The organism is Mycolicibacterium neoaurum (genome assembly GCF_036946495.1).
GTDB lineage: Bacteria > Actinomycetota > Actinomycetes > Mycobacteriales > Mycobacteriaceae > Mycobacterium > Mycobacterium neoaurum_B.
The window spans coordinates 1,027,122-1,046,877 of record NZ_JAQIIX010000001.1 but is presented as its reverse complement, the minus strand read 5'-3'; the positions used below and the strand labels follow the sequence as shown (position 1 = coordinate 1,046,877).

Sequence of the window (19,756 nt, the reverse complement as noted above, 5' to 3'; positions counted from 1 at the left end):
CACAGAGCTTAGGGCGGACCGAAGGCCGCGCGCGAAAGCAGAAGTGCCCCAGGTCGGCTGGACCTGGGGCACTTCTGTTGACTGTCTGTTTAGACGTCGCCGGTTTTAGACGTCGCCGGTTTTAGACGTCGTAGTACAGGCTGAACTCGTACGGGTGAGGACGGATCTGGATCGGCATGATCTCGTTCTCCCGCTTGTAGGAGATCCAGGTCTCGATCAGATCCTCGGTGAACACGCCGCCCTCGGTGAGGTATTCGTGATCCTCTTCGAGCTTGTCGATCACCGCGGCCAGCGAGGTCGGGGCCTGCGGGATGTTGGCGGCCTCGTCCGGGGGCAGCTCGTAGAGATCCTTGTCGACCGGGGCCAGCGGCTCGATCTTCTTCTTGATGCCGTCGATACCGGCCATCAGCATGGCCGCGAACGCCAGGTACGGGTTACCCGAGCTGTCCGGGCAACGGAACTCAAGACGCTTGGCCTTGGGGTTGTTGCCGGTGATCGGGATGCGCACGCATGCCGAGCGGTTGCGCTGGCTGTAGACCAGGTTGATCGGGGCCTCGTAACCCGGCACCAGACGCTTGTAGGAGTTCACCGTCGGGTTGGTGAAGGCCAGCAGCGACGGGGCGTGGTGCAGGATGCCGCCGATGTAGTGGCGCGCGATGTCCGACAGGCCGGCGTACCCGGACTCGTCGTGGAACAACGGCTTGCCGTCCTTCCACAGCGACTGGTGGGCGTGCATGCCCGAACCGTTGTCACCGAAGAGGGGCTTGGGCATGAAGGTGACGGTCTTGCCGTTCTGCCATGCGGTGTTCTTGATGATGTACTTGAACAGCAGCACATCGTCGGCGGCGGCCAGCAGGGTGTCGAACTTGTAGTTGATCTCGGCCTGGCCTGCGGTGCCCACCTCGTGGTGACCGCGCTCGAGCACGAAGCCGGCGTTGGTCAGGTTGGTGGCCATCTCATCGCGCAGATCCACGTAGTGGTCGTACGGCGCGACGGGGAAGTAGCCGCCCTTGGGGCGCACCTTGTAGCCGCGGTTGGGGGAGCCGTCGGCCTCGTAGGGCTCGCCGCTGTTCCACCAGCCGGACTCGGAGTCCACCTCGTAGAAGGTGCCGTTCATCTTCGAGTCGAAGCTCACCGAGTCGAAGATGTAGAACTCGGCCTCGGCACCGAAGTAACAGGTATCGGCGATACCGGTGCTGACGAGGTAGTTCTCCGCCTTGCGGGCGACGTTGCGCGGGTCGCGCGAGTAGGCCTCACGGGTGAAGGGATCGTGCACGAAGAAGTTCAGGTTCAGCGTCTTGGCCGCCCGGAACGGGTCGATGCGCGCGGTGTTGGGGTCGGGCAGCAGCATCATGTCCGACTCGTGGATCGACTGGAAGCCGCGCACCGAAGAGCCGTCGAAGGCCAGTCCGTCCTCGAAGACGCTCTCGTCGAACGCCGAGGCCGGGATAGAGAAGTGCTGGACGACACCGGGCAGATCGCAGAACCGAATGTCGACGTACTCGACGTTCTCGTCCTTGATCAGCTTGAAGATGTCATCGGAGGTCTTTTCTGCCACTACGAATTCTCCTTTTCTGGTGACCCGCGCGTTGACGCTATGGACACCATGTTGCACGGTCATCAACCGTATGTTGCGTAGACGTTACGCAATGGCCCCTCGGGGCCGGGAACCTATGCTTGGGGCATGGCCCGTGAGATCTCATCCTGGTTGTCCGGACCGGAGCCCTTCGATTCGGCCGCAGGCGCCCCCGGACAGGACCGTGGGGACTACCCCGGGCACCGGCTGGGATTACCGCAGCATGGATCGGGCTCGATCGCCGGCTTCGGCAGGCGTGCGGCCGCACTGCTGATCGACTGGCTGATCGCCTACGGCCTCACCGCGCTGGGCATGTCCTTCGGACTGGTCTCGTTGACCGCGATGTCCACGGTGGTCCTGGTGGTGTGGTTCGTTCTCGGCGCGGTATCGGTGCGACTGTTCGGCTTCACCCCCGGCCAGCTCGCACTTGGGCTGATGGTGGTGTCGGTGGACAACCGTCAGCACGTCGGTCTGGGCCGGGCGGCGGTGCGCGGCTTGTTGGCCGCGCTGGTGATCCCGGCTCTGTTCACCGACTCCGACCAGCGCAGCCTGCACGATCTGGCCACCAAGACCGCCGTTGTCCGGCGCTAGGCCCCGACTTCGGTTGACTCTGCGCACAGGGCGCGAAAGTTCGAGTGGCGTGCACCCTCACCGCAGAGTCAGCGACTAACTTTCGTGCCGGACCTGTCCGTTCATCATCGTCATCGTCACCGTGGCGGTATGGATATCGTGCGGGTCGATATCGAAGATGTTGCGGTCCAGCACGATCAGATCGGCCAGCTTGCCGACCTCCACCGAGCCCACCTTGTCCGCCAGCCGGATCTGATACGCCGCACCGAGGGTGTTGGCGTGTACGGCCTGCTCGACGGTCAGCTTCTGGTCGGCCGGGGCAAGCACCGCGGCGTCCGGATTGCCGATGAGCTGACGGGTGACGCCGATCTGGATGGAATCCAGCGGCTTGTAGGTGGAGAAATAGCCCGCCGCAGGCCAGTCGGTGCCGAGCGAGATACGCCCGCCTGAACCGAGCACGGCCTGCGGCCGGTAGAGCAGGTCCTTGCGCGGTGCACCGTAGCGAGCGCCCATGTTCTCGATGGTGTCCGGGTCGGCCGACATCCAGTTCGCCGAGAACTGGGCCGTGACGCCCAACTGTGCGAAACGTGGTGCGTCGGAGTCCTCGACGTAGACCAGGTGCGCGATGGTGTGCCGCCGGTCCCGCGGCGGATTGGCCGCGGCGGCGCGCTCGACGGCGTCCAGGCCCACCCGCGCCGTGCGCTCACCACAGGCGTGGATGTGCACGTCGTAGCCGGCCGCGTCGACATCGCCGACCAGTCGGTGCCACTGTTCTTCGGTGAAGGGGGAGGCGCCGGTGGAATCGGGTTTGTCGGCGTAGGGCTCGATGAGCCAGGCGGTGTACCCGCCCTGGGTGCCGTCGCCGACGATCTTCACCACGCCGACCGTCACCAGCTCGCTGGAGACCGCGTCACGCACCGCGGTGAACTTCTCGACGGTGCCTTCGATCGGGGCACCCCGCACCGAGTACGAGGCCACCACGCGAAACGGCAATTCGTTGCGCTGCTCGATATCGGTGTAGATCCGCAGGATCGCCGCCTGATCGTCGCCGATGGGCGGCACGCCGGCATCGAAGACCGATGTGATACCGGCCGCCGAGGCCTTGGGCAGCCAGCCACGCACCAGCGTGGCCATGGTGTCCGGGGAGATCGGCTCGACGGCGTCGACGAGGCCGAGCACCGCGTTGACCTCGAGGACGTACCCGGTGGGCTCGCCGTTCTCGTCGCGCGCGTAATAGCTGAAGCCGGGGATCGGGTCCGGGGTGTCGCGGCTGACGCCGGCCAACTCCAGGGCCTTGCTGTTGGCCCACAGGCTGTGCCCGTCGATGGCGAAGAAGAAGCCGGGACGGTCGGGCAGCACCCGGTCGAGATCGGCGCGGGTGGGTCCCTGCGGGCCGAACATGTCGACGCGCCAACCGAATCCGCGCACCGGGCCGGTCGGATTGGCCTTGGCGTAGGTGGCGATGGCATCGAGGGCCTCGGTCAGCGTCGGCACCTGCAGGTCGACACCGGAGGTCAGGAACGCACCCAGGAACGGGTGGGTGTGCCCCTCGACGAAACCGGGCATCAGCAGCTTGCCGCCCAGATCGATCACCCGGGTATCCGGCCCGGCCAGCGCCATGGCGCCGGCGTCATCGCCGACGTAGGTGATGGTGTTCCCGGTGACCGCGACCGCCTGGGCCCATGGCGCGGGGCCGGCGACGGTGTACACCCGCCCGTTGCGGAAGACGGTGGTCGCCGAGGCACCCGAACCGGGGCTCGGGTCCGCGCCCGTGGTCGGCGCCGGCGTGGAATCGGGGGCGCATGCGGCGAGCGTGCCCACGGCGGCGGTCGCCGCGACGATGGTCGCCGCGCGCAGCACGGTGCGCCGGTTGGCGGTCAGTGCGGAGAAGTGCGGAGCCCATTCACATGCGGTGCACATGCACCCGCCCGGCTGTCATGGGTGTATCTAAGCAACCGGGGTGGTCCGGTGACGGCGACTCGCCGAAAATTGCGGCCGCGCCGCATACGCCCTTACTTGCGGCGGACGGTGCGTCCGACGCCGCGCATCTTGGCCTGGTTGGGCAACGGGCCCTTGGGCATGGCGGCCGGGCCGATCTTGGAGCCCAGCGCCACCAGCTTCGACTCCAGCGAGTCCATCTGCTTGGTCGTGATGTTGGCGGGCAGCTTGCCCAGGTGGCGCTCCAGCTTGGCCAACGGCACCTCGCCCTCGCCGTTGCCCACCACGATGTCGTAGATCGGGACGTCGCCGACCAACCGTGCGGTCTTCTTCTTCTCCTGCGCCAGAAGGGGTTTCACGCGGCTGGGCGAACCCTCGCCGACCAGGATGACACCCGGGCGGCCGATCACACGGTGCACGGCGTCGAAATGCCCGGTGGCCGCGACCCCGGGGGTGACGCGCCAGCGGCCGCGCAGATTGTCCAGTGCCCAGGCCGCCGCACCGGTCTGCCCCTCTGCCTTGCGGTACACCGACTTCTGGGCGCGGCGACCGAAGATGATGAAGGCGACCAACGCACCGAGGATGATGCCCAGCGGGATCATCATGTACATGGTGAAACCGCCGGCCAGCACGCCGAGCGCGATGGAGACGCCCACGATCAGCACGAACGCGCCGATCATGTACGGCAGCAGCCGGGTGTCCTCTTTGCGCTGGATCTGGAAGGCCTGCCACAGCTGACTGCGGCGCTGCTTGGACGCAGCCTTGCGGGCGGCCTTCGCCTCGGCCTTGGCAGCCTTGGTCTGGGCGGGATTACGCGATTTCGCCATTCGACAAGTTTACGATGCGCCGGCGGCTGCTCTGACCCGCGCAGCCTCGGCGTACAACTTGCCCGCCCGGTAGGACGAGCGGACCAGCGGTCCGGCCAGCACACCGGTGAATCCGATGCTCTTGGCGTAGTCGGAATGCTCGACGAATTCCTCGGGCCGCACCCAGCGCTCGACCGGATGATGACGCGGCGAGGGGCGCAGGTACTGGGTGATGGTGACGATGTCGCAGCCCGCTTCGTGCAGATCGACCAGCGCGGTGCGTACCTCCTCGGGGGTTTCGCCCATTCCGAGGATGAGGTTGCTCTTGGTCACCAGCCCGAAATCGCGGGCGGCGGTGATGACATCGAGGCTGCGCTGGTACCGGAACGCGGGACGGATGCGCTTGAAGATGCGCGGCACGGTCTCGACATTGTGGGCGAACACCTCAGGGCGGGACTCGAAGACCTCGGCGAGCTGTTCGGGTATGGCGTTGAAATCCGGGGCGAGCAGCTCGACACCGGTGTTCGGGTTGAGCTGGTGGATCTGGCGGACGGTCTCGGCATAGAGCCAGGCACCGCCGTCGGGCAGATCGTCACGGGCCACCCCGGTGACCGTCGAATAGCGCAGGCCCATGGCTTGGACGCTTTCGGCGACCCGGCGCGGTTCGTCCCGGTCGAGCTCGTCGGGCTTGCCGGTGTCGATCTGGCAGAAATCGCAGCGACGGGTGCACTGTTCACCACCGATGAGGAAGGTGGCCTCGCGGTCCTCCCAGCACTCGTAGATGTTGGGGCAGCCGGCCTCTTCGCACACGGTGTGCAGGCCCTCGCGGCGCACCAGGCTCTTGAGTTCGGTGTACTCCGGGCCGGTGCGCAGTTTGGTCTTGATCCACGGCGGTTTGCGCTCGATGGGGGTCTCGGCATTGCGCACCTCGAGGCGCAACAGCTTACGGCCTTCGGGTACGACACTCACGACGACAATGCTACGCGGATATGTCCGTCCAAAGTGCCCGAGACGGCCTCTGCCACCACGTCGGTGACATCTTTCACTCGCACGTGCCTGCCGAGTTCGGCGGTCAGTGAGGTGACCCCGGCATCGGCGATACCGCACGGGATGATCCCGCCGAACGCCCCGAGGTCGCAGTCGCAGTTGAGCGCGAACCCGTGCAGGGTGACCCCGCGGGCCACCCGGATGCCGATGGCGCCGACCTTGCGTGCGGGACCCGCAGGCCCGGCGGGCACCCAGACCCCCGACCGGCCGTCGACCCGCGTCGTCTGCAGACCGAGGTCAGCGCACACCGTGATGAGCGCCTCCTCAAGGCGCCGAACGAAATTCACGACGTCCAGTGGTTCGGTAAGCCCGATGATCGGATACCCGACGAGCTGGCCGGGTCCGTGCCAGGTGATCTTGCCGCCGCGGTCGGTGTCGACGACGGGGGTGCCGTCCACCGGCCGCTCGTGGACCTCGGTGCGCTTGCCCGCCGTGTAGACCGGCGGATGCTCGAGTAGCAGCAGGGTGTCCGGTCCGCCGGCCACCCGCGTGTCGGCGATCTCCCGTTGCAGCTGCCAGGCCTGCACGTAGTCCAGGCTGCCCAGCACGCGGACCTGTAGCGGTTCGGCGGAGGAGCGGATGGAGGTCACGCTTAGACGCTACGCCGACCTACGCCGGTGGGACACCGGCCAGATACCTACGCCGGTGGGACACCGGCGGTCACATAGCTCAGCGCCGCACCGACGGTGTTGTGGTGGAAGACGAAACCGGCCCGCTCCAGCGCCGCCGGGATGGCCCGCTGGCCGGCCAGCAGACCCTCGTCGGCGAACTCGCCGAGGGCCGCGCGCAACGCGAAGCCGGGGACGATCATCGGGGTGGGACGGTTGAGGGCGCGGCCGAGCGCGGCGGTGAACTCGCCGTTGGTCACCGGTGCCGGGCCGGTGAGGTTGACCGGGCCGGCCAGTTGTTCATCGGTCAGTGCGAACCGGATCGCGCGGATTTCGTCCTCCAGACTGATCCAGGGGAAATACTGCCGCCCATTGCCCAGCCGGGCGCCGAGGCCGAGACCGAAGATGGGCCGCAACCGGTTGAGCATGCCGCCGGACGGGGAGAGCACCAGACCCGTGCGCAGCAGCACGACCCTGGCGCCGGCCTCCTCGGCGGCAGCGGTCGAGGCCTCCCAGTCGGCGCAGAGCTGGGCCAGGAATCCCGCGCCGCACGGCGCGGTCTCGTCGACCACCCGGCCCCGGGTGTCCCCGTAGTAGCCGACCGCACTCGCGTTGACCAGCACCGGGATACCCGCGTCGGCCACCGCCTCGGCGAGCACCTCGGTCGGGCCGATCCGGCTGTCCCGCAGGCTCTGCTTGAACGAGCCCGACCAACGTTTGTCGCCGACACCGACACCGCACAGGTTGACGACCGCATCGACGCCGACCAAGGCATCGATGTCGAGCTGGCCGGAGGCCGGATTCCAGAACACCTCGTCGGGACCCGACGGCGACGTGCGCACCAGGCGCAGCACCCGTTGATCGGAGGTGCGCAACGCGGTCGTCAGGGCTGAACCGATCAGCCCCGACGACCCCGCGACAGCGATGACCTGCCCGGCCATCGGCTACAACCCCAGATCGGCCTCGAACGCGCCTTCTTCGAGCCGGCGCTTGACCGTGGTCAGGAAGCGGCCGGCATCGGCACCGTCGATGAGGCGGTGATCGTAGGTGAGCGGCAGGTAGGCCACCGACCGCACGCCGATCGACTCATTGCCGAATTCGTCGGAGATGACGCGGGGGCGTTTGACGATCGCACCGGTGCCCAGCATCGCCGCCTGCGGCGGGACCAGGATCGGGGTGTCGAACAGCGCGCCCTGGCTGCCGATGTTGGTGATGGTGAAGGTGCCGCCGGACAGCTCGTCGGGCTTGAGGTTGCCCGACCGGGCGCGTGCGGCGATATCGGCGATGGCTCTGGCCAGACCGCCGAGGGAGAGATCACCGGCGTTGTGGACGACGGGGGAGAGCAGACCCTGCTCGGTGTCCACCGCGAAACCGAGGTGCTCGGCGTCGTAGTAGGTGATCTCCTTGGTGTCCTCGTTGTAGCTGGCGTTGATGTTCGGGTGCGCCTTGAGGGCGTCGACGACGGCGACCGCGAAGAACGGCAGGAACGTCAGGTTGACGCCCTCACGCTCGGAGAAGCTCTTCTTCGCCTTGGCCCGCAGCGCCACGATCTTGGTCAGGTCGACCTCGTGCACCTGGGTCAGCTGCGCGGTGGTCTGCAGGGACTCGCGGGTCTTCTTCGCGGTGATCTGCCGGATGCGGTTCGCCTTCTGCGTGCTGCCACGCAGATGTGCCAGCGACGGGGCCGCGGCGGCTTCCTTCTTCTGGCCGGCGGCCGGGGCGGCAGCCTGCTTGTCCTGGCCGGTCGCGGGTGCCTTCGCCGCCTCCGCGGCCGCGAGCACATCCTGCTTGCGGATGCGCCCGCCCACGCCGGTGCCCTTCACCGAGGACAGGTCGACGTTGTTCTCCGCGGCGAGCTTGCGCACCAGCGGTGTGACATACGGATTGGCGTCGGACTCACTGCCCGCCGCGGCGGGGGCGGGTGCGGCCTTGGGTTCAGGCTTGGGTTCGGGCTTCGGCTCGGGCTTGGGCTCGGGCTTGGCTTCCTGCTTGGGCTCTTCCTTGGGTTCCGGCTCGGGTTCGGGTTCCGGCTCGGGCTCGGGTTCCGGCTCGGCGGCACCCTCGGCCCCGGCGTCACCGATCTTGGCCAGCTCGCCACCCACGGCGACCACATCGTCCTCTTCGGCGCTGATCGACAGCAGCGTGCCCGCGACCGGCGACGGGATCTCGGTGTCGACCTTGTCGGTGGACACCTCGACCAGAGCCTCGTCGACGGCGACCTCGTCGCCGACCTTCTTCAGCCAGCGGGTGACGGTGCCCTCGGTGACCGACTCGCCCAGCTCGGGCATCTTCACCGACGTGGCGTCACCGCCGCCGGATGCCGCAGGCTTGGCGGGCTTGGACTCCTGCGGCTCGGACTTTTCGGGCTCGGCTTCCTCGGCGGCGGGCTCGGGCTCGGGTTCGGCCTCCGGCTCGGCCTCTTCGGCGGGAGTGGAATCGCCGGTCGGGGCGGACTCGCCCTCCTCGCCGATCAGGGCAAGATCGCCACCGACCTCGACGACATCGTCCTCGGCCGCGATGATCTTGGTGAGCACGCCGGCGGCCGGTGACGGGATCTCGGTGTCGACCTTGTCGGTGGATACCTCGAGCAGCGGCTCGTCGACGGCGACGGTGTCACCCTCTTGCTTGAGCCATCGTGTGACGGTCCCCTCTGTGACGCTCTCACCGAGTGCGGGCATCTGGACTGAGATTGCCATGGGTTTTGACTCCTCGAAAGTCATCGTCACGTGTCGAATGCGGTGCCCTTCCATCCTGTCATGTCCACCGGTCGCGGTCGTCGCGGACCGCCGACTCGATGCTCTGGCACCATCGAATCAAGGGCCGGAGAGGAGAACCCGCAGTTGGGACTGTTGGACAAGTGGCGTCGGCCGCGCGGTGGCACGCGAGGCCTGGCCCGTAAACAGGCATCGGCCGACCTGGACTATCTGCGTCACTGGGTCGCGACACACACCGGGGTCGAGGCATTCGTCGAACCCCAGACCACGGTCACCGAGGTCACCGTCGTACTGGTGGCCGTCGACGGTGAATGGACCCGCAGGCGCACCGGCGGGGAGGCCGGAGCCAAACGGCTCAGCAGGCAACTCGACATCCCGGTCTACGACGTGCAGAAGGTCGGCTATCCGCAGCGGATGCGCGACTACGATGCCCGACGCCGGATCGAACGTGACCGGGAACGCCGCCGTGAACTAGAGGGGTAGCCATGTCTGCAGTCGCCGAACGGTTCGTCACCAGCGCCGACGGGACCCGCATCGCCGTCTACGAGGAAGGCGGGAGCGACGAGCAGGCCGCCCCGACCATCGTGCTGGTGCACGGTTGGCCCGACTCACACGTGCTGTGGAACGGTGTGGCGCCGCTGCTGACCGGACGATTCCGGGTGGTGCGCTACGACAACCGCGGCGTCGGCAAGTCCGATGTGCCCAGCGACACCGCCGCCTACACCATGGCCCGCTTCGCCGACGATTTCGCCGCGGTGGCCGCCGCCGTCAGCCCGCAACGCCCGGTGCACGTGCTGGCCCACGACTGGGGCTCGGTGGGGGTGTGGGAATACCTGGGCAGACCGGACGCGCCGTCGGTGGTGGCCTCGTTCACCTCGGTGTCCGGACCCAGCGCGCGACACCTGAACCGCTATATCAAGGACGGGCTGCGCAGGCCCTACCTGCCGCGCCGGTTCGCCCGCGGAGCCGCCCAGCTGGCCCGGTTGTCCTATATGGGCGCGTTCTCGGTTCCGGTGCTGGCTCCGGCGGCCGTGCGGTGGGCGTTCTCCCGCGGCGCCATGGATCGCCGGCTGCGGCGCGACGGCGTCGACCCGCAGAGCATCCATCACTCCCCGGCGCTGGCCGCCGACGCCGCCCGCAGCATGAAGGTGTACCGGGCCAACTACTTCCGCACGTTGGGCCAACCCCGCGCCGAGCATGCGGTGAACGTGCCGGTGCAGCTGATCGTCAACCGGCGCGACCCCTATGTGCGTCCCTACGCCTACGACGACATCGCCAGATGGGTGCCCCGGCTGTGGCGCCGCGATCTGCACGCCGGACATTGGGCACCGATGTCGCATCCGGTCCAGCTGGCCGCCGCCGTCGGTGAGCTGGTCGACCATCTGCAGGGCGCACCGGCGGCGCGCACCCTGGCCAGGGCCGCCGTCGGAGTGTCCCGGCCACCGTTCGGGGATCAGCTGGTGTCGATCACCGGCGCGGGCAGCGGTATCGGGCGCGCCACCGCGCTGGCCTTCGCCGAACGCGGAGCCGAGATCGTCGTCAGCGATATCGACGAGGATGCCGCCACCGAGACCGCCGCGCAGATCCGTGCGGCGGGCGGCACCGCGCACGCCTACCGTTTGGACGTCGCGGACGCCGATGCGGTGGAGCGCTTCGCCGAGCAGGTGTGTGACACCCACGGCGTGCCCGACATCGTGGTCAACAACGCCGGAGTCGGACATGCCGGGTTCTTCCTGGACACCCCGGCCGCGAACTTCGACCGCGTCATGGACATCAACTTCGGCGGAGTGGTCAACTGCTGCCGGGCCTTTGCCGCGCGGATGGTCGACCGCGGCCTGGGCGGTCACGTGGTCAATGTCGCCTCGATGGCCGCCTATGCCCCGACCCAGTCGATGAACGCCTACGCCACCAGCAAGGCCGCGGTGTTCATGTTCTCCGACTGCTTACGCGCAGAACTGGATTCGGCCGGCATCGGCCTGACCACGGTCTGCCCCGGCGTCATCGACACCAATATCGTGAGCACCACGCAGTTCGATATGCCCTCGGCCGGTGATTCCGCAGTGGAGGCGATGCGGGCCCAGATCGTCAAGGGATTCAAACTGCGCCGCTACGGACCGGAGAAGGTCGCCAAGGCCATCGTCGCGGCGGTGCAGAACAACACCCCGGTGCGGCCGGTGACCCCGGAGGCCTATCTGGTCTACGGGGCGGCACATGCGCTACCGCAGGTGATGCGCAGCACCGCGCGCGTCAAGCTCGGCTGAGGGCAGGCGCGACTACCCGCCGAGTGGCCACTTGTGACACGGCTTCTCGTGGCGGTTTCAAGGGGTGGTTGCAACAGGTCCCTGTGAGGAGCTGTTGTGCGCCCGTCCAAATCGTCTCGTCTTCGTCGTCGGTTCTGGGAGGAAATCCGTAGCGGGTTGACCGTGAGTGAAGCCGCTGTGGCAGTCGGCGTGTCGCTGAACTCGGGTTCGCGGTGGTTTGCCGATGCTGGCGGGGTGAGACCTCAGTTACCCGATGGTCAACCTCGCCGGCGGCCGCGACTGTCCTTTGAAGAGCGCGAGGAAATCGCGTTAGGAGTGGCGGCCAAAGAATCAATTCGGTGTATCGCTCAACGCCTTGGCCGGGCGCCGTCGACGATCTCGCGGGAGATCGCCGTCAACGGCGGATGCCGAGGTCGTACGGGCTATCGGTCCCGATATCGCTTCGGTGCGCCATGGCGCGGTGGGCATGATCCGCGTCCCCGCTACAAGGCCACTGTCGCGCACGACCGCAGCGTCACCCGCGCCGCACGACCCAAGCCGCGCAAGCTGGATCTGTGCACGACCCTGCGTGAGGTGGTGCAGACTCGACTCACCGACGAGTTTCACAGTCCGGCCCAGATCGCTGCCCGGTTGCGGCTGGACTTCCCTGATATTGCGGAGATGTGGGTGTCACACGAAGCGATCTACCAGGCAATATACGTCCAAGGCAAAGGCAATCTGCGGCGCGATCTGCACACCTACCTGCGGACCGGGCGTGCGATACGCCACCCGCGCAGACGACCCGGGCAGCGCCGCACACGTATCCCCGGCATGGTCAGCATCAGTGAACGGCCTGCCGAGGTCGAGGACCGCGCCATCCCCGGGCACTGGGAGGGGGATCTGATCATCGGAAGCACCGCCTCCGGGTCGGCGATCGGCACTCTGGTGGAACGCAGCACCCGGTTCACCCTCTTGTTGCACCTGCCCGGTGATCACACCGCGGCGACCGTGCAAGAGGCGATCGTGGCCAAGATGGGCCAGTTGCCGGCGCTGCTGGGTAAATCATTGACCTGGGATCAGGGCAGCGAATTGGCCAACCATCTGGCCATCGCTGAGGCGACAGATCTCGACATCTATTTCTGCGACCCGCACTCACCATGGCAGCGCGGAACCAACGAAAACACCAACGGTCTGCTGCGCCAATGGTTTGCCAAAGGCACTGACCTATCGGTGTTTCCCCCCGACTACCTCGACTACGTCGCCACCAAACTCAACAACCGACCCCGCCAGACACTGGGCTGGAAAACACCAGCCGAAGCACTCCACGAACTACTCTGCAACCCGACCGATTCACCCACTGTTGCAACCACCCCTTGAAACCGCCCGTGAAATGCGTGCGATAACTGGCCACTCGGCGGGGAGGTCAGCCGTTGGCGGCGATGTCTTCCAGGACCGCGAACATGGTCCGGGTCGGCACCCCGGTGCCACCCTTGGGGGTGTAACCCCACGGCCCGCCGGTGTTGTAGGCGGGGGCGGCGATGTCGATATGTGCCCACTCGACACCCTCGGCGACGAACTCCCGCAGGTACACCCCGGCCACCAGCATCCCGGCATAACGGGATGAGCTGACATTGGCCAGGTCGGCCACCTGGGACTTCAGATCATCCTTGAGCTCCTCGGGCAGCGGCATGGCCCAACCGTTCTCGCCGACGGCTTGCGACAGCTCGGCGACCCGGTCGCGGAAGTCGTCACTGCCCATCACGCCCGGGGTGCGTGCACCCAACGCCACCGTCTGGGCGCCGGTCAGGGTGGACGTCTCGATCAGATAGTCGGGGCCGTCCTCGCAGGCCTGCACGATGGCGTCGGCGAGCACCAGGCGCCCCTCGGCGTCGGTGTTGAGCACCTCGACGGTGGTCCCCCCGTACTGGGTCAGCACATCGCCGGGGCGCTGCGCGGTCGCCGAGGGCATGTTCTCGGCCATCGGGACGTAGGCGATGACGTCGATGGGCAGCTTCTGCTTGGCGGCCAGCACGACGGTGGCGACCACGGCCGCCGCCCCGCCCATATCGGAGGTCATGTGGTGCATGTTGGCCGCCGGCTTGATCGAGATGCCGCCGGTGTCGAAGGTGATGCCCTTGCCGACCAGCGCCACCTTCTTGGCCCGCCGGCCGCCGCCGGAGTGAGCGAGGCGCACCAGGCGCGGCGGTCGCGAGGAGCCCTTTCCGACGCCGATGATCCCGCCGTAACCGCCCTTGGTCAGCGCCTTGTCATCGAGCACCTCGACGGACAAACCGGCGGCCTCACCCAAAGCCTTTGCCTGCTTGGCAAATTCGTCGGGGTAGAGGTGGCTGGGCGGAGTGTTCACGAAATCTCGGGCGGTGGCCACCGAGGTGGCGATGTCGACCGCGCGCTGCACCGCCGCCTTGGTGGCGGCTTTCGTGTCGGCGGTCAACGCGACGATCTTCTTCAGGCCGGCGTCCTTGGGTGCGGTCTTGGAGCTGCGGAAATCGGTGAACCGGTACGCGCCGAGGATCAAACCCTCGACCGTGGCGCCCAGATCCAACGCGGCCAGCGCGGCGACCACGGTGCCGACCTTGTCCAGCGAGCGGGCGGCCGTGCCGGCAGCCCGGCGGATGGTGTCGGACGCCCACTCCTCGGATGCATCGCCGAGGCCGACGGTCAGCACGCTGGCCACCGGCAGCCCTGCGATCACGAGCCGGTGCAGCTGGCCCTCGCCACCGGTCGCATTGAGTGCCGCCAGCGCCGATTCGATGGCGTCGACCGCATCCGCACCGAGGTGGGTCTGGTCCTCGGCCACCGTGGGACCGTCGTCTCCGGTGACCACACCGACCAGCAGGACGGCGTCGGAGACACCCCTGCCGGGCAGGGACGAGCTGACGGTGACGGTGGGGGCCTGGTATCCGGGTGCGCTGCTCACCCGGTCAACCCTAATCAGGAATCAGCGTGTACGCGGTGACCGGCTCGGCGAAGCCCTTCAACGTCAGTGCGGCCGGTGTGCTCACCGCGACACCGGGCAACAGCTGGTGCAGCGTCGCCGATATCAGGATCTGCCCGGGTTCGGCGGCGGCCACCAGCCGGGCCGCCCGGTTCACCGGACTGCCGAAGTAGTCGCCGCCGGTGGCCAGCACGGTGCCGAAATCCAGACCGGCGCGGATGGGCAGACCGGCCTCGGCGGCCTTGGGGTGGCCGACCAAATCCACGGCAACCTTGGCCAACTGCGGCGGGCTGGGCGCCACCCACATCACCTCGTCGCCGATGAACTTGACCAGCCGGCCGCCGGCGGCATGGATGACATCGGCTGCGGCACCGCTGAATTCGTTGAGCAACGCGGCCAGCTCCAGCGTCTCCAGGGTCTGGGTCAGCGCGGTGAACCCGGACAGGTCGGCGAACCCCACACCGCACACCACCGTCGCGGAATCCTCGTGCGCCACCAACTCCAGATAGCGGCGGGTGTTCTGCAGGTGGTGCCGGTGCACGGCATCGATCAACGCGCCGAGGCGTGGCACGAACGCCGAGGCCTCGCGGTAGGCGCGGGCGGTGACGAGTTCGTCGTGGGATTGCTCGATCTGGATGGCGGGGTTGGCATGGCGGATGGTGGACGCGACCGCCTCCGACAGCCGGGCCAGCACCGAACCGATGACCCGCAGCAGGCCGGTGGCCGCTTCGTCGCCCATCGCCCGTCGCATCTCCGCCCACAGCGCCAGACCGTCCACATCGGGCCGGCTCAGCACGATCTCGTCGGGCCCGGCCACGGTGAGCCCGAGCGCGGCCCAGGCATGGTCGACCTCGGCGACCGTCAGGCCCAGTGCCGCGGCGGCGGTCCGCATGCTGTGCACCGGCGGACCGGACTGCTGCAGCGCATCCCCGGCAAGACCGAACAGCCGTCCCCGCCGTTCGGCGTCGATCATCTGATCGGCGGTGAAGCCGAGGCCGTCGAGGTAGTCGATCAGCGGCGCGCGCTCGCGCGCATCGGCGATTCCGCCGGCGACCAGCGCGTCGAAATCCACCACCGGGCAAGTGTGCCAGCAGCGGGTGCCGCATTAGGGTGAGTTCGTGAGTGATGACCTGCTGCACGGCCCGCTGGAAGAACAACACCGCGCCCTGGGCGCCAGCTTCGCCGAGTTCGGCGGTTGGCTGATGCCGGTGGCCTATGCCGGCACCGTGGCCGAGCACACCGCCACCCGGGAGACCGTCGGTCTGTTCGACGTCAGCCACCTCGGCAAGGCCCTGGTGAAGGGTCCCGGCGCGGCGGCCTATGTCAACAGCGCGTTCACCAACGACCTGGCGCGGATCGGTCCGGGCAAGGCGCAATACACGCTGTGCTGCAATGAGTCCGGGGGAGTGATCGACGATCTGATCGCCTACTACGTCGCCGACGACGAGATCTTCCTGGTGCCCAACGCCGCCAACACCGCCGCCGTGGTCGCCGAGCTGCAGCGGCACGCGCCTGCCGGACTGACCATCACCGACGAGCACCGCTCGTATGCGGTCCTGGCGGTACAGGGACCGAAATCGGCCGAGATCGTCGGCGGCCTGGGGCTACCCACCTCGATGGACTACATGGGTTACGCCGACGCCGAGTATGACGGTGTGCCGGTGCGGGTGTGCCGCACCGGCTACACCGGCGAACAGGGTTTCGAGCTGCTGCCCGAATGGGAGCGCGCCGGCATCGTCTTCGATGCCTTGGCCGCGGCCGTACAGGCCGCCGGCGGGCAACCGGCCGGCCTCGGTGCCCGCGACACCCTGCGCACCGAGATGGGCTACCCGCTACACGGGCATGAACTGTCGCTGGAGATATCGCCGCTGCAGGCGCGCACCGGCTGGGCCGTCGGATGGAAGAAGGACGCGTTCTGGGGCCGCGACGCGCTGCTGGCCGAGAAGCAGGCCGGGCCCACCCGCACGCTGCGCGGGCTGAAGGCGTTGGGCCGCGGCGTGCTGCGCGCGGATCTGACCGTCCTCGACGGTGAGACGGTGGTGGGCACGACGACATCGGGAACGTTCTCGCCGTCGCTGAAGGTCGGTATCGCGCTGGCGCTCATCGACACCGCGGCCGGTATCGAGGACGGCCAGACCGTCACCGTCGACGTGCGAGGCCGGGCGCTGGAGTGTGAGGTCGTCAAGCCACCGTTCGTTTCCGCCCGCACCAGATAGCCCCCGCTGGCACACGCAAAACCGCTAGCCAACGGGTTATACAATCGGTCCATGACTGACGGCCCCCTCGAATTCTCGCTTGCCCGCAACAGCTCACCGGCAAGCGACGAGGTAAGGGACGCCATCCTGGCCGACCCCGGGTTCGGCCGTTTCCACACCGACCACATGGTCTCGCTGAGCTACACCCGCGCCGACGGCTGGCATGACGCGCAGGTGCTGCCCTACGGACCGATCGAACTCGATCCGTCGGCCATCGTGCTGCACTACGCGCAGGAGATCTTCGAGGGGCTCAAGGCCTATCGCTGGGCCGACGGTTCGATCGTGTCGTTCCGGCCCGAGGCCAATGCCGCCCGGTTGCAGGCCTCGGCCAACCGGCTGGCCATCCCGGAGCTGCCCACCGAGGTGTTCCTGGAATCGCTGCGTCAGCTGATCGCCGTCGACGAGAAGTGGGTGCCCGCCGCCGGTGGTGAGGCCTCGTTGTATCTGCGCCCGTTCGTCATCGCGACCGAACCCGGACTCGGGGTGCGGCCCTCCGACCAATACCGCTACCTGGTCATCGGCTCGCCGGCCGGCGCCTACTTCAAGGGTGGGATCAAGCCGGTCAGCGTGTGGCTGTCCAACGAGTACGTGCGTGCCTCGCCCGGCGGTACCGGCGCGGCCAAGTTCGGCGGCAATTACGCCGCCTCGCTGTTGGCCCAGGCCCAGGCCGCCGAGCACGGTTGCGATCAGGTGGTGTGGCTGGACGCGCTGGAGCGTCGCTATGTCGAAGAGATGGGCGGGATGAACCTGTTCTTCGTGTTCGGCAGCGGCGGGTCGGCACGCCTGGTCACCCCGGAGCTGTCCGGTTCGCTGCTGCCGGGGATCACCCGGGATTCGTTGTTGCAGTTGGCGACCGACGCCGGGTTCGCCATCGAGGAACGCAAGATCGATGTCGACGAATGGCAGAAGAAGGCAACCGCGGGGGAGATCACCGAGGTGTTCGCCTGCGGCACCGCCGCCGTCATCACCCCGGTGTCGCATGTCAAGCATCGCGACGGTGAGTTCACCATCGCCGACGGCCAGCCCGGTGAGATCACCATGGCGCTGCGTGACACGTTGACCGGTATCCAGCGCGGCACCTTCGCCGATACGCACGGCTGGATGTCGCGGCTCAACTGATCGCAGATGCGATAGGGCGGGTGCGCCGGCGGTGGCCGGCACACCCGCCCCTTTCGTCAGGGCGATCGGTCGCTAGGCGGCCAACTCCCAGACCAGCTGCTGGGCAACCGGATTCGGGTTGGTGGCCGTGATCAGCTCATAGCCACTCGCCGCCCATGCCCACATGAACGTGGCCAGCGGGACCGCCATGCCCTGTCCCACGGGTTCCGGCAAACCGCTGTCGTTGACGTACACGACGGCGTAGGTGTCGCCGGGCCTGTTCGGGTTGGGTACCTGGAGGTTGATGCCGATGACCGAGAGCGCGTGGTTGGCGTTGACCATGGTGCTGTCGAAACCGAGGCCGAGTGCGCTCCACATGCTGTTCGCGTTGATCATGGCGATGGTGCCCTTACCCTCCACCAGCGCCTCCTTGAGCTGGCCGAGCGCATCCTGACCGTCGCGGAAGTTGGCGTCACCCTCGGTGTACTCGCTCATGCGGTAGGTCTCGACCTCCAGACCCTTGACCCGCAGCAGCTGGGCGGTGTCCTCGGTGGTCAGGCCATTGGTGCCCTCGTCGATCCACATCATGCCGGGGTGGGAGACGCTGGGGGTTTGCTTGGCCAATTCCAGGAACTCCTGCTCGGTGGTGGCGGTCGGCCGGGTACCGGTGAGTTGTCCCCAGACCGAGGCGACCGCCATGACGGCGCAATCGTCGTCGTTCTGGTGCACGTAGTATTCCCGACCGACGAGTGGGGTGCCGTACTGTCCGGTGCCGCCGAACTCGATCAGGATTTCCATCCGGGTGGTGCTCGGCCGGGACAGACCGAAGGCGACGGCCAGCGAGTGCAGGACGTGCTGGGCAAGTCCCGCGAGGCCGGGCAACCGCGCCGCGGTGCCGTTGTCGGCCTCGATGACGAAGTAGTCGATGGTTCCCGGTGCCTGCAGGATGGGCTTGGCGGTGTAGATGTACTTCCCGGTGACGGGGTCAACGGTCACGGTCCCGTAGGTGGCCTGCTCGGCGACGCGGTAGGTGAGGTCGAAGCCGTTGTTGCTCTGCCCGATCACGGTGCCCTCCACGCCGCTGCCGGGCACCTGCACGACCTTACCGTTCTCCAAGGTCGGGGCGGCATTGTTGAAGATGAACCGCAGATGCCGAACAATGTTGTCCCACAGCGAGTTCGACTCGATCGCCGGTTCGGCCGACGGTGCCGGTTGGGCGTTCTGGGTGGCAGTGTTCGACGAGCCGGTGGACGGTCCGGCCCGCGGGGTCGCCGCGGACTCCTCGGTGCCGGGGGTGCCGTTCTGGCCCTCCGGGGCAGTGGTCTCGGTTTCGGGGATGATGGCCTCATCCGTGCCGGAATCGGCGGGGGTGCCCGGCGGCGCAGACAGATCGGCCAGCGGGGTCGCGTCGTCGACGGTATCGGCGACGGCCGCCGTCGATGCGGTCTCGCGCAGCTCGGTCTGGGCGGCGCGAAGTTCCGCCCGCTGCAGCGCCGAGGTGGCGGAGTCGGAACCGCGGTCTTCGGTGCGGGTGTCGGTCCGGCCGGTGCCCGAGGTGTTGTCTTCGGATCGGGTGTCATCGGTCGCGTTGCCGCCGGAACCGAGGGTGGCGGGGGTCGGGTCGCTCGGACCGGCGCCGATGCTTCCGTTGTCCTCGGTGGTCGCCGAGGAGCCCGAGCTCGTGCTCGCCGCACTGCTGGAGCTGGACTCCGAGCCGGCGGAATCCGTGTCGGCCGCGGCCGCGGCGGCGCCGGTGAACATCGCCGCGCCCAGTCCCACTGCGAGCGCGCCGGTGGCCACCCAGGCCGTGAGCCGGCGGGTGATCGGCGCGGCCGGGGAATCGGGTCGACGGGTGGCTGGTTCGGTGGGTATGCGGCGGCGCCTTCGGCGACTTGGGTCCACGAGGTTGTTCCTTTCCCGACCGGCGCGATCCCTGCTGGATCCTGTC

The 19,756-nt window shown here is 67.9% G+C and carries 16 protein-coding genes; 6 read left to right on the top strand and 10 right to left on the bottom strand.

All coding sequences use genetic code 11. The features are described 5' to 3' along the window. Positions 1 to 121: 121 nt before the first annotated feature. Positions 122 to 1,558, bottom strand: coding sequence for a type I glutamate--ammonia ligase (gene glnA, locus PGN27_RS04880; RefSeq protein ID WP_030136459.1), 1,437 nt, complete (start codon positions 1,556 to 1,558; stop codon positions 122 to 124). Positions 1,559 to 1,684: 126 nt separating this feature from the next. Here glnA and PGN27_RS04875 point away from each other — a divergent pair, with 126 nt between their 5' ends. Next, complete coding sequence (locus PGN27_RS04875) at positions 1,685 to 2,167, top strand: RDD family protein (protein WP_335325072.1); 483 nt, start codon at positions 1,685 to 1,687, stop codon at positions 2,165 to 2,167. Positions 2,168 to 2,242: 75 nt separating this feature from the next. Here the strand turns inward: PGN27_RS04875 and PGN27_RS04870 are convergent, their stop codons facing one another. The 6 genes from PGN27_RS04870 to sucB all read right to left on the bottom strand — a co-directional run bounded on the left by PGN27_RS04870 (position 2,243) and on the right by sucB (position 9,241). Further along, positions 2,243 to 4,066: an amidohydrolase gene (locus PGN27_RS04870; protein ID WP_335325071.1), complete on the bottom strand. Its 1,824-nt coding sequence runs from the start codon at positions 4,064 to 4,066 to the stop codon at positions 2,243 to 2,245. A 92-nt stretch (positions 4,067 to 4,158) separates the two neighbouring features. Then, a complete protein-coding gene (locus PGN27_RS04865) occupies positions 4,159 to 4,911 on the bottom strand; it encodes a DUF4191 domain-containing protein (protein ID WP_335325070.1) in 753 nt (250 codons plus the stop codon). A 9-nt stretch (positions 4,912 to 4,920) separates the two neighbouring features. Then, positions 4,921 to 5,859 (bottom strand): lipoyl synthase, encoded by a 939-nt coding sequence (gene lipA, locus PGN27_RS04860; protein WP_335325069.1) that lies wholly within the window; start codon positions 5,857 to 5,859, stop codon positions 4,921 to 4,923. Then, positions 5,856 to 6,527 carry a lipoyl(octanoyl) transferase LipB gene (gene lipB, locus PGN27_RS04855; RefSeq protein WP_335325068.1) on the bottom strand — a complete coding sequence of 224 codons (672 nt, stop codon included), beginning with the start codon at positions 6,525 to 6,527 and terminating at the stop codon, positions 5,856 to 5,858. The genes lipA and lipB overlap by 4 nt, the downstream gene beginning before the upstream one ends. 47 nt (positions 6,528 to 6,574) lie before the next feature. Next, positions 6,575 to 7,486: a TIGR01777 family oxidoreductase gene (locus PGN27_RS04850; RefSeq protein ID WP_335325067.1), complete on the bottom strand. Its 912-nt coding sequence runs from the start codon at positions 7,484 to 7,486 to the stop codon at positions 6,575 to 6,577. 3 nt (positions 7,487 to 7,489) lie between these two features. Beyond that, positions 7,490 to 9,241 carry a 2-oxoglutarate dehydrogenase, E2 component, dihydrolipoamide succinyltransferase gene (gene sucB, locus PGN27_RS04845; protein ID WP_335325066.1) on the bottom strand — a complete coding sequence of 584 codons (1,752 nt, stop codon included), beginning with the start codon at positions 9,239 to 9,241 and terminating at the stop codon, positions 7,490 to 7,492. A gap of 144 nt (positions 9,242 to 9,385) precedes the next feature. Here sucB and PGN27_RS04840 point away from each other — a divergent pair, with 144 nt between their 5' ends. The 3 genes from PGN27_RS04840 to PGN27_RS04830 all read left to right on the top strand — a co-directional run bounded on the left by PGN27_RS04840 (position 9,386) and on the right by PGN27_RS04830 (position 12,876). After that, complete coding sequence (locus tag PGN27_RS04840; RefSeq protein ID WP_335325239.1) at positions 9,386 to 9,742, top strand: oxidoreductase; 357 nt, start codon at positions 9,386 to 9,388, stop codon at positions 9,740 to 9,742. A 2-nt stretch (positions 9,743 to 9,744) separates the two neighbouring features. Continuing rightward, a complete protein-coding gene (locus PGN27_RS04835; protein ID WP_335325065.1) occupies positions 9,745 to 11,520 on the top strand; it encodes an SDR family oxidoreductase in 1,776 nt (591 codons plus the stop codon). Positions 11,521 to 11,616: 96 nt separating this feature from the next. Continuing rightward, on the top strand, positions 11,617 to 12,876 hold the full coding sequence (locus PGN27_RS04830) for an IS30 family transposase (protein ID WP_418888532.1): 1,260 nt from the start codon (positions 11,617 to 11,619) through the stop codon (positions 12,874 to 12,876). Positions 12,877 to 12,922: 46 nt separating this feature from the next. Here PGN27_RS04830 and PGN27_RS04825 read toward each other — a convergent pair whose 3' ends face one another. Beyond that, on the bottom strand, positions 12,923 to 14,437 hold the full coding sequence (locus PGN27_RS04825; RefSeq protein ID WP_335325063.1) for a leucyl aminopeptidase: 1,515 nt from the start codon (positions 14,435 to 14,437) through the stop codon (positions 12,923 to 12,925). Between the two features lie 10 nt (positions 14,438 to 14,447). Beyond that, a complete protein-coding gene (locus tag PGN27_RS04820; RefSeq protein ID WP_335325062.1) occupies positions 14,448 to 15,530 on the bottom strand; it encodes an adenylate/guanylate cyclase domain-containing protein in 1,083 nt (360 codons plus the stop codon). Positions 15,531 to 15,573: 43 nt separating this feature from the next. Between PGN27_RS04820 and gcvT the strand changes: the two genes are divergently transcribed. Together gcvT and PGN27_RS04810 are read left to right on the top strand one after the other, a co-directional pair. Further along, positions 15,574 to 16,671 (top strand): glycine cleavage system aminomethyltransferase GcvT, encoded by a 1,098-nt coding sequence (gene gcvT / locus PGN27_RS04815; protein WP_335325061.1) that lies wholly within the window; start codon positions 15,574 to 15,576, stop codon positions 16,669 to 16,671. 51 nt (positions 16,672 to 16,722) lie between these two features. Next, positions 16,723 to 17,829, top strand: coding sequence for a branched-chain amino acid aminotransferase (locus PGN27_RS04810; protein WP_335325060.1), 1,107 nt, complete (start codon positions 16,723 to 16,725; stop codon positions 17,827 to 17,829). A gap of 72 nt (positions 17,830 to 17,901) precedes the next feature. Here PGN27_RS04810 and PGN27_RS04805 read toward each other — a convergent pair whose 3' ends face one another. Continuing rightward, the gene (locus tag PGN27_RS04805) at positions 17,902 to 19,710 is read right to left on the bottom strand and encodes a regulatory protein RecX (protein WP_335325059.1); all 1,809 of its coding nucleotides are present in this window, start codon (positions 19,708 to 19,710) and stop codon (positions 17,902 to 17,904) included. Between the last annotated feature and the right edge of the window lie 46 nt (positions 19,711 to 19,756).

Coding starts and splice junctions, on each gene's coding strand:
- PGN27_RS04875 (WP_335325072.1), top strand. CDS start 1,685: ATGGCCCGTGAGATCTCATCCTGGTTGTCCGGACCGGAGCCCTTCGAT.
- PGN27_RS04870 (WP_335325071.1), bottom strand. CDS start 4,066: ATGTGCACCGCATGTGAATGGGCTCCGCACTTCTCCGCACTGACCGCC.
- PGN27_RS04865 (WP_335325070.1), bottom strand. CDS start 4,911: ATGGCGAAATCGCGTAATCCCGCCCAGACCAAGGCTGCCAAGGCCGAG.
- PGN27_RS04850 (WP_335325067.1), bottom strand. CDS start 7,486: ATGGCCGGGCAGGTCATCGCTGTCGCGGGGTCGTCGGGGCTGATCGGT.
- sucB (WP_335325066.1), bottom strand. CDS start 9,241: ATGGCAATCTCAGTCCAGATGCCCGCACTCGGTGAGAGCGTCACAGAG.
- PGN27_RS04835 (WP_335325065.1), top strand. CDS start 9,745: ATGTCTGCAGTCGCCGAACGGTTCGTCACCAGCGCCGACGGGACCCGC.
- PGN27_RS04810 (WP_335325060.1), top strand. CDS start 16,723: ATGACTGACGGCCCCCTCGAATTCTCGCTTGCCCGCAACAGCTCACCG.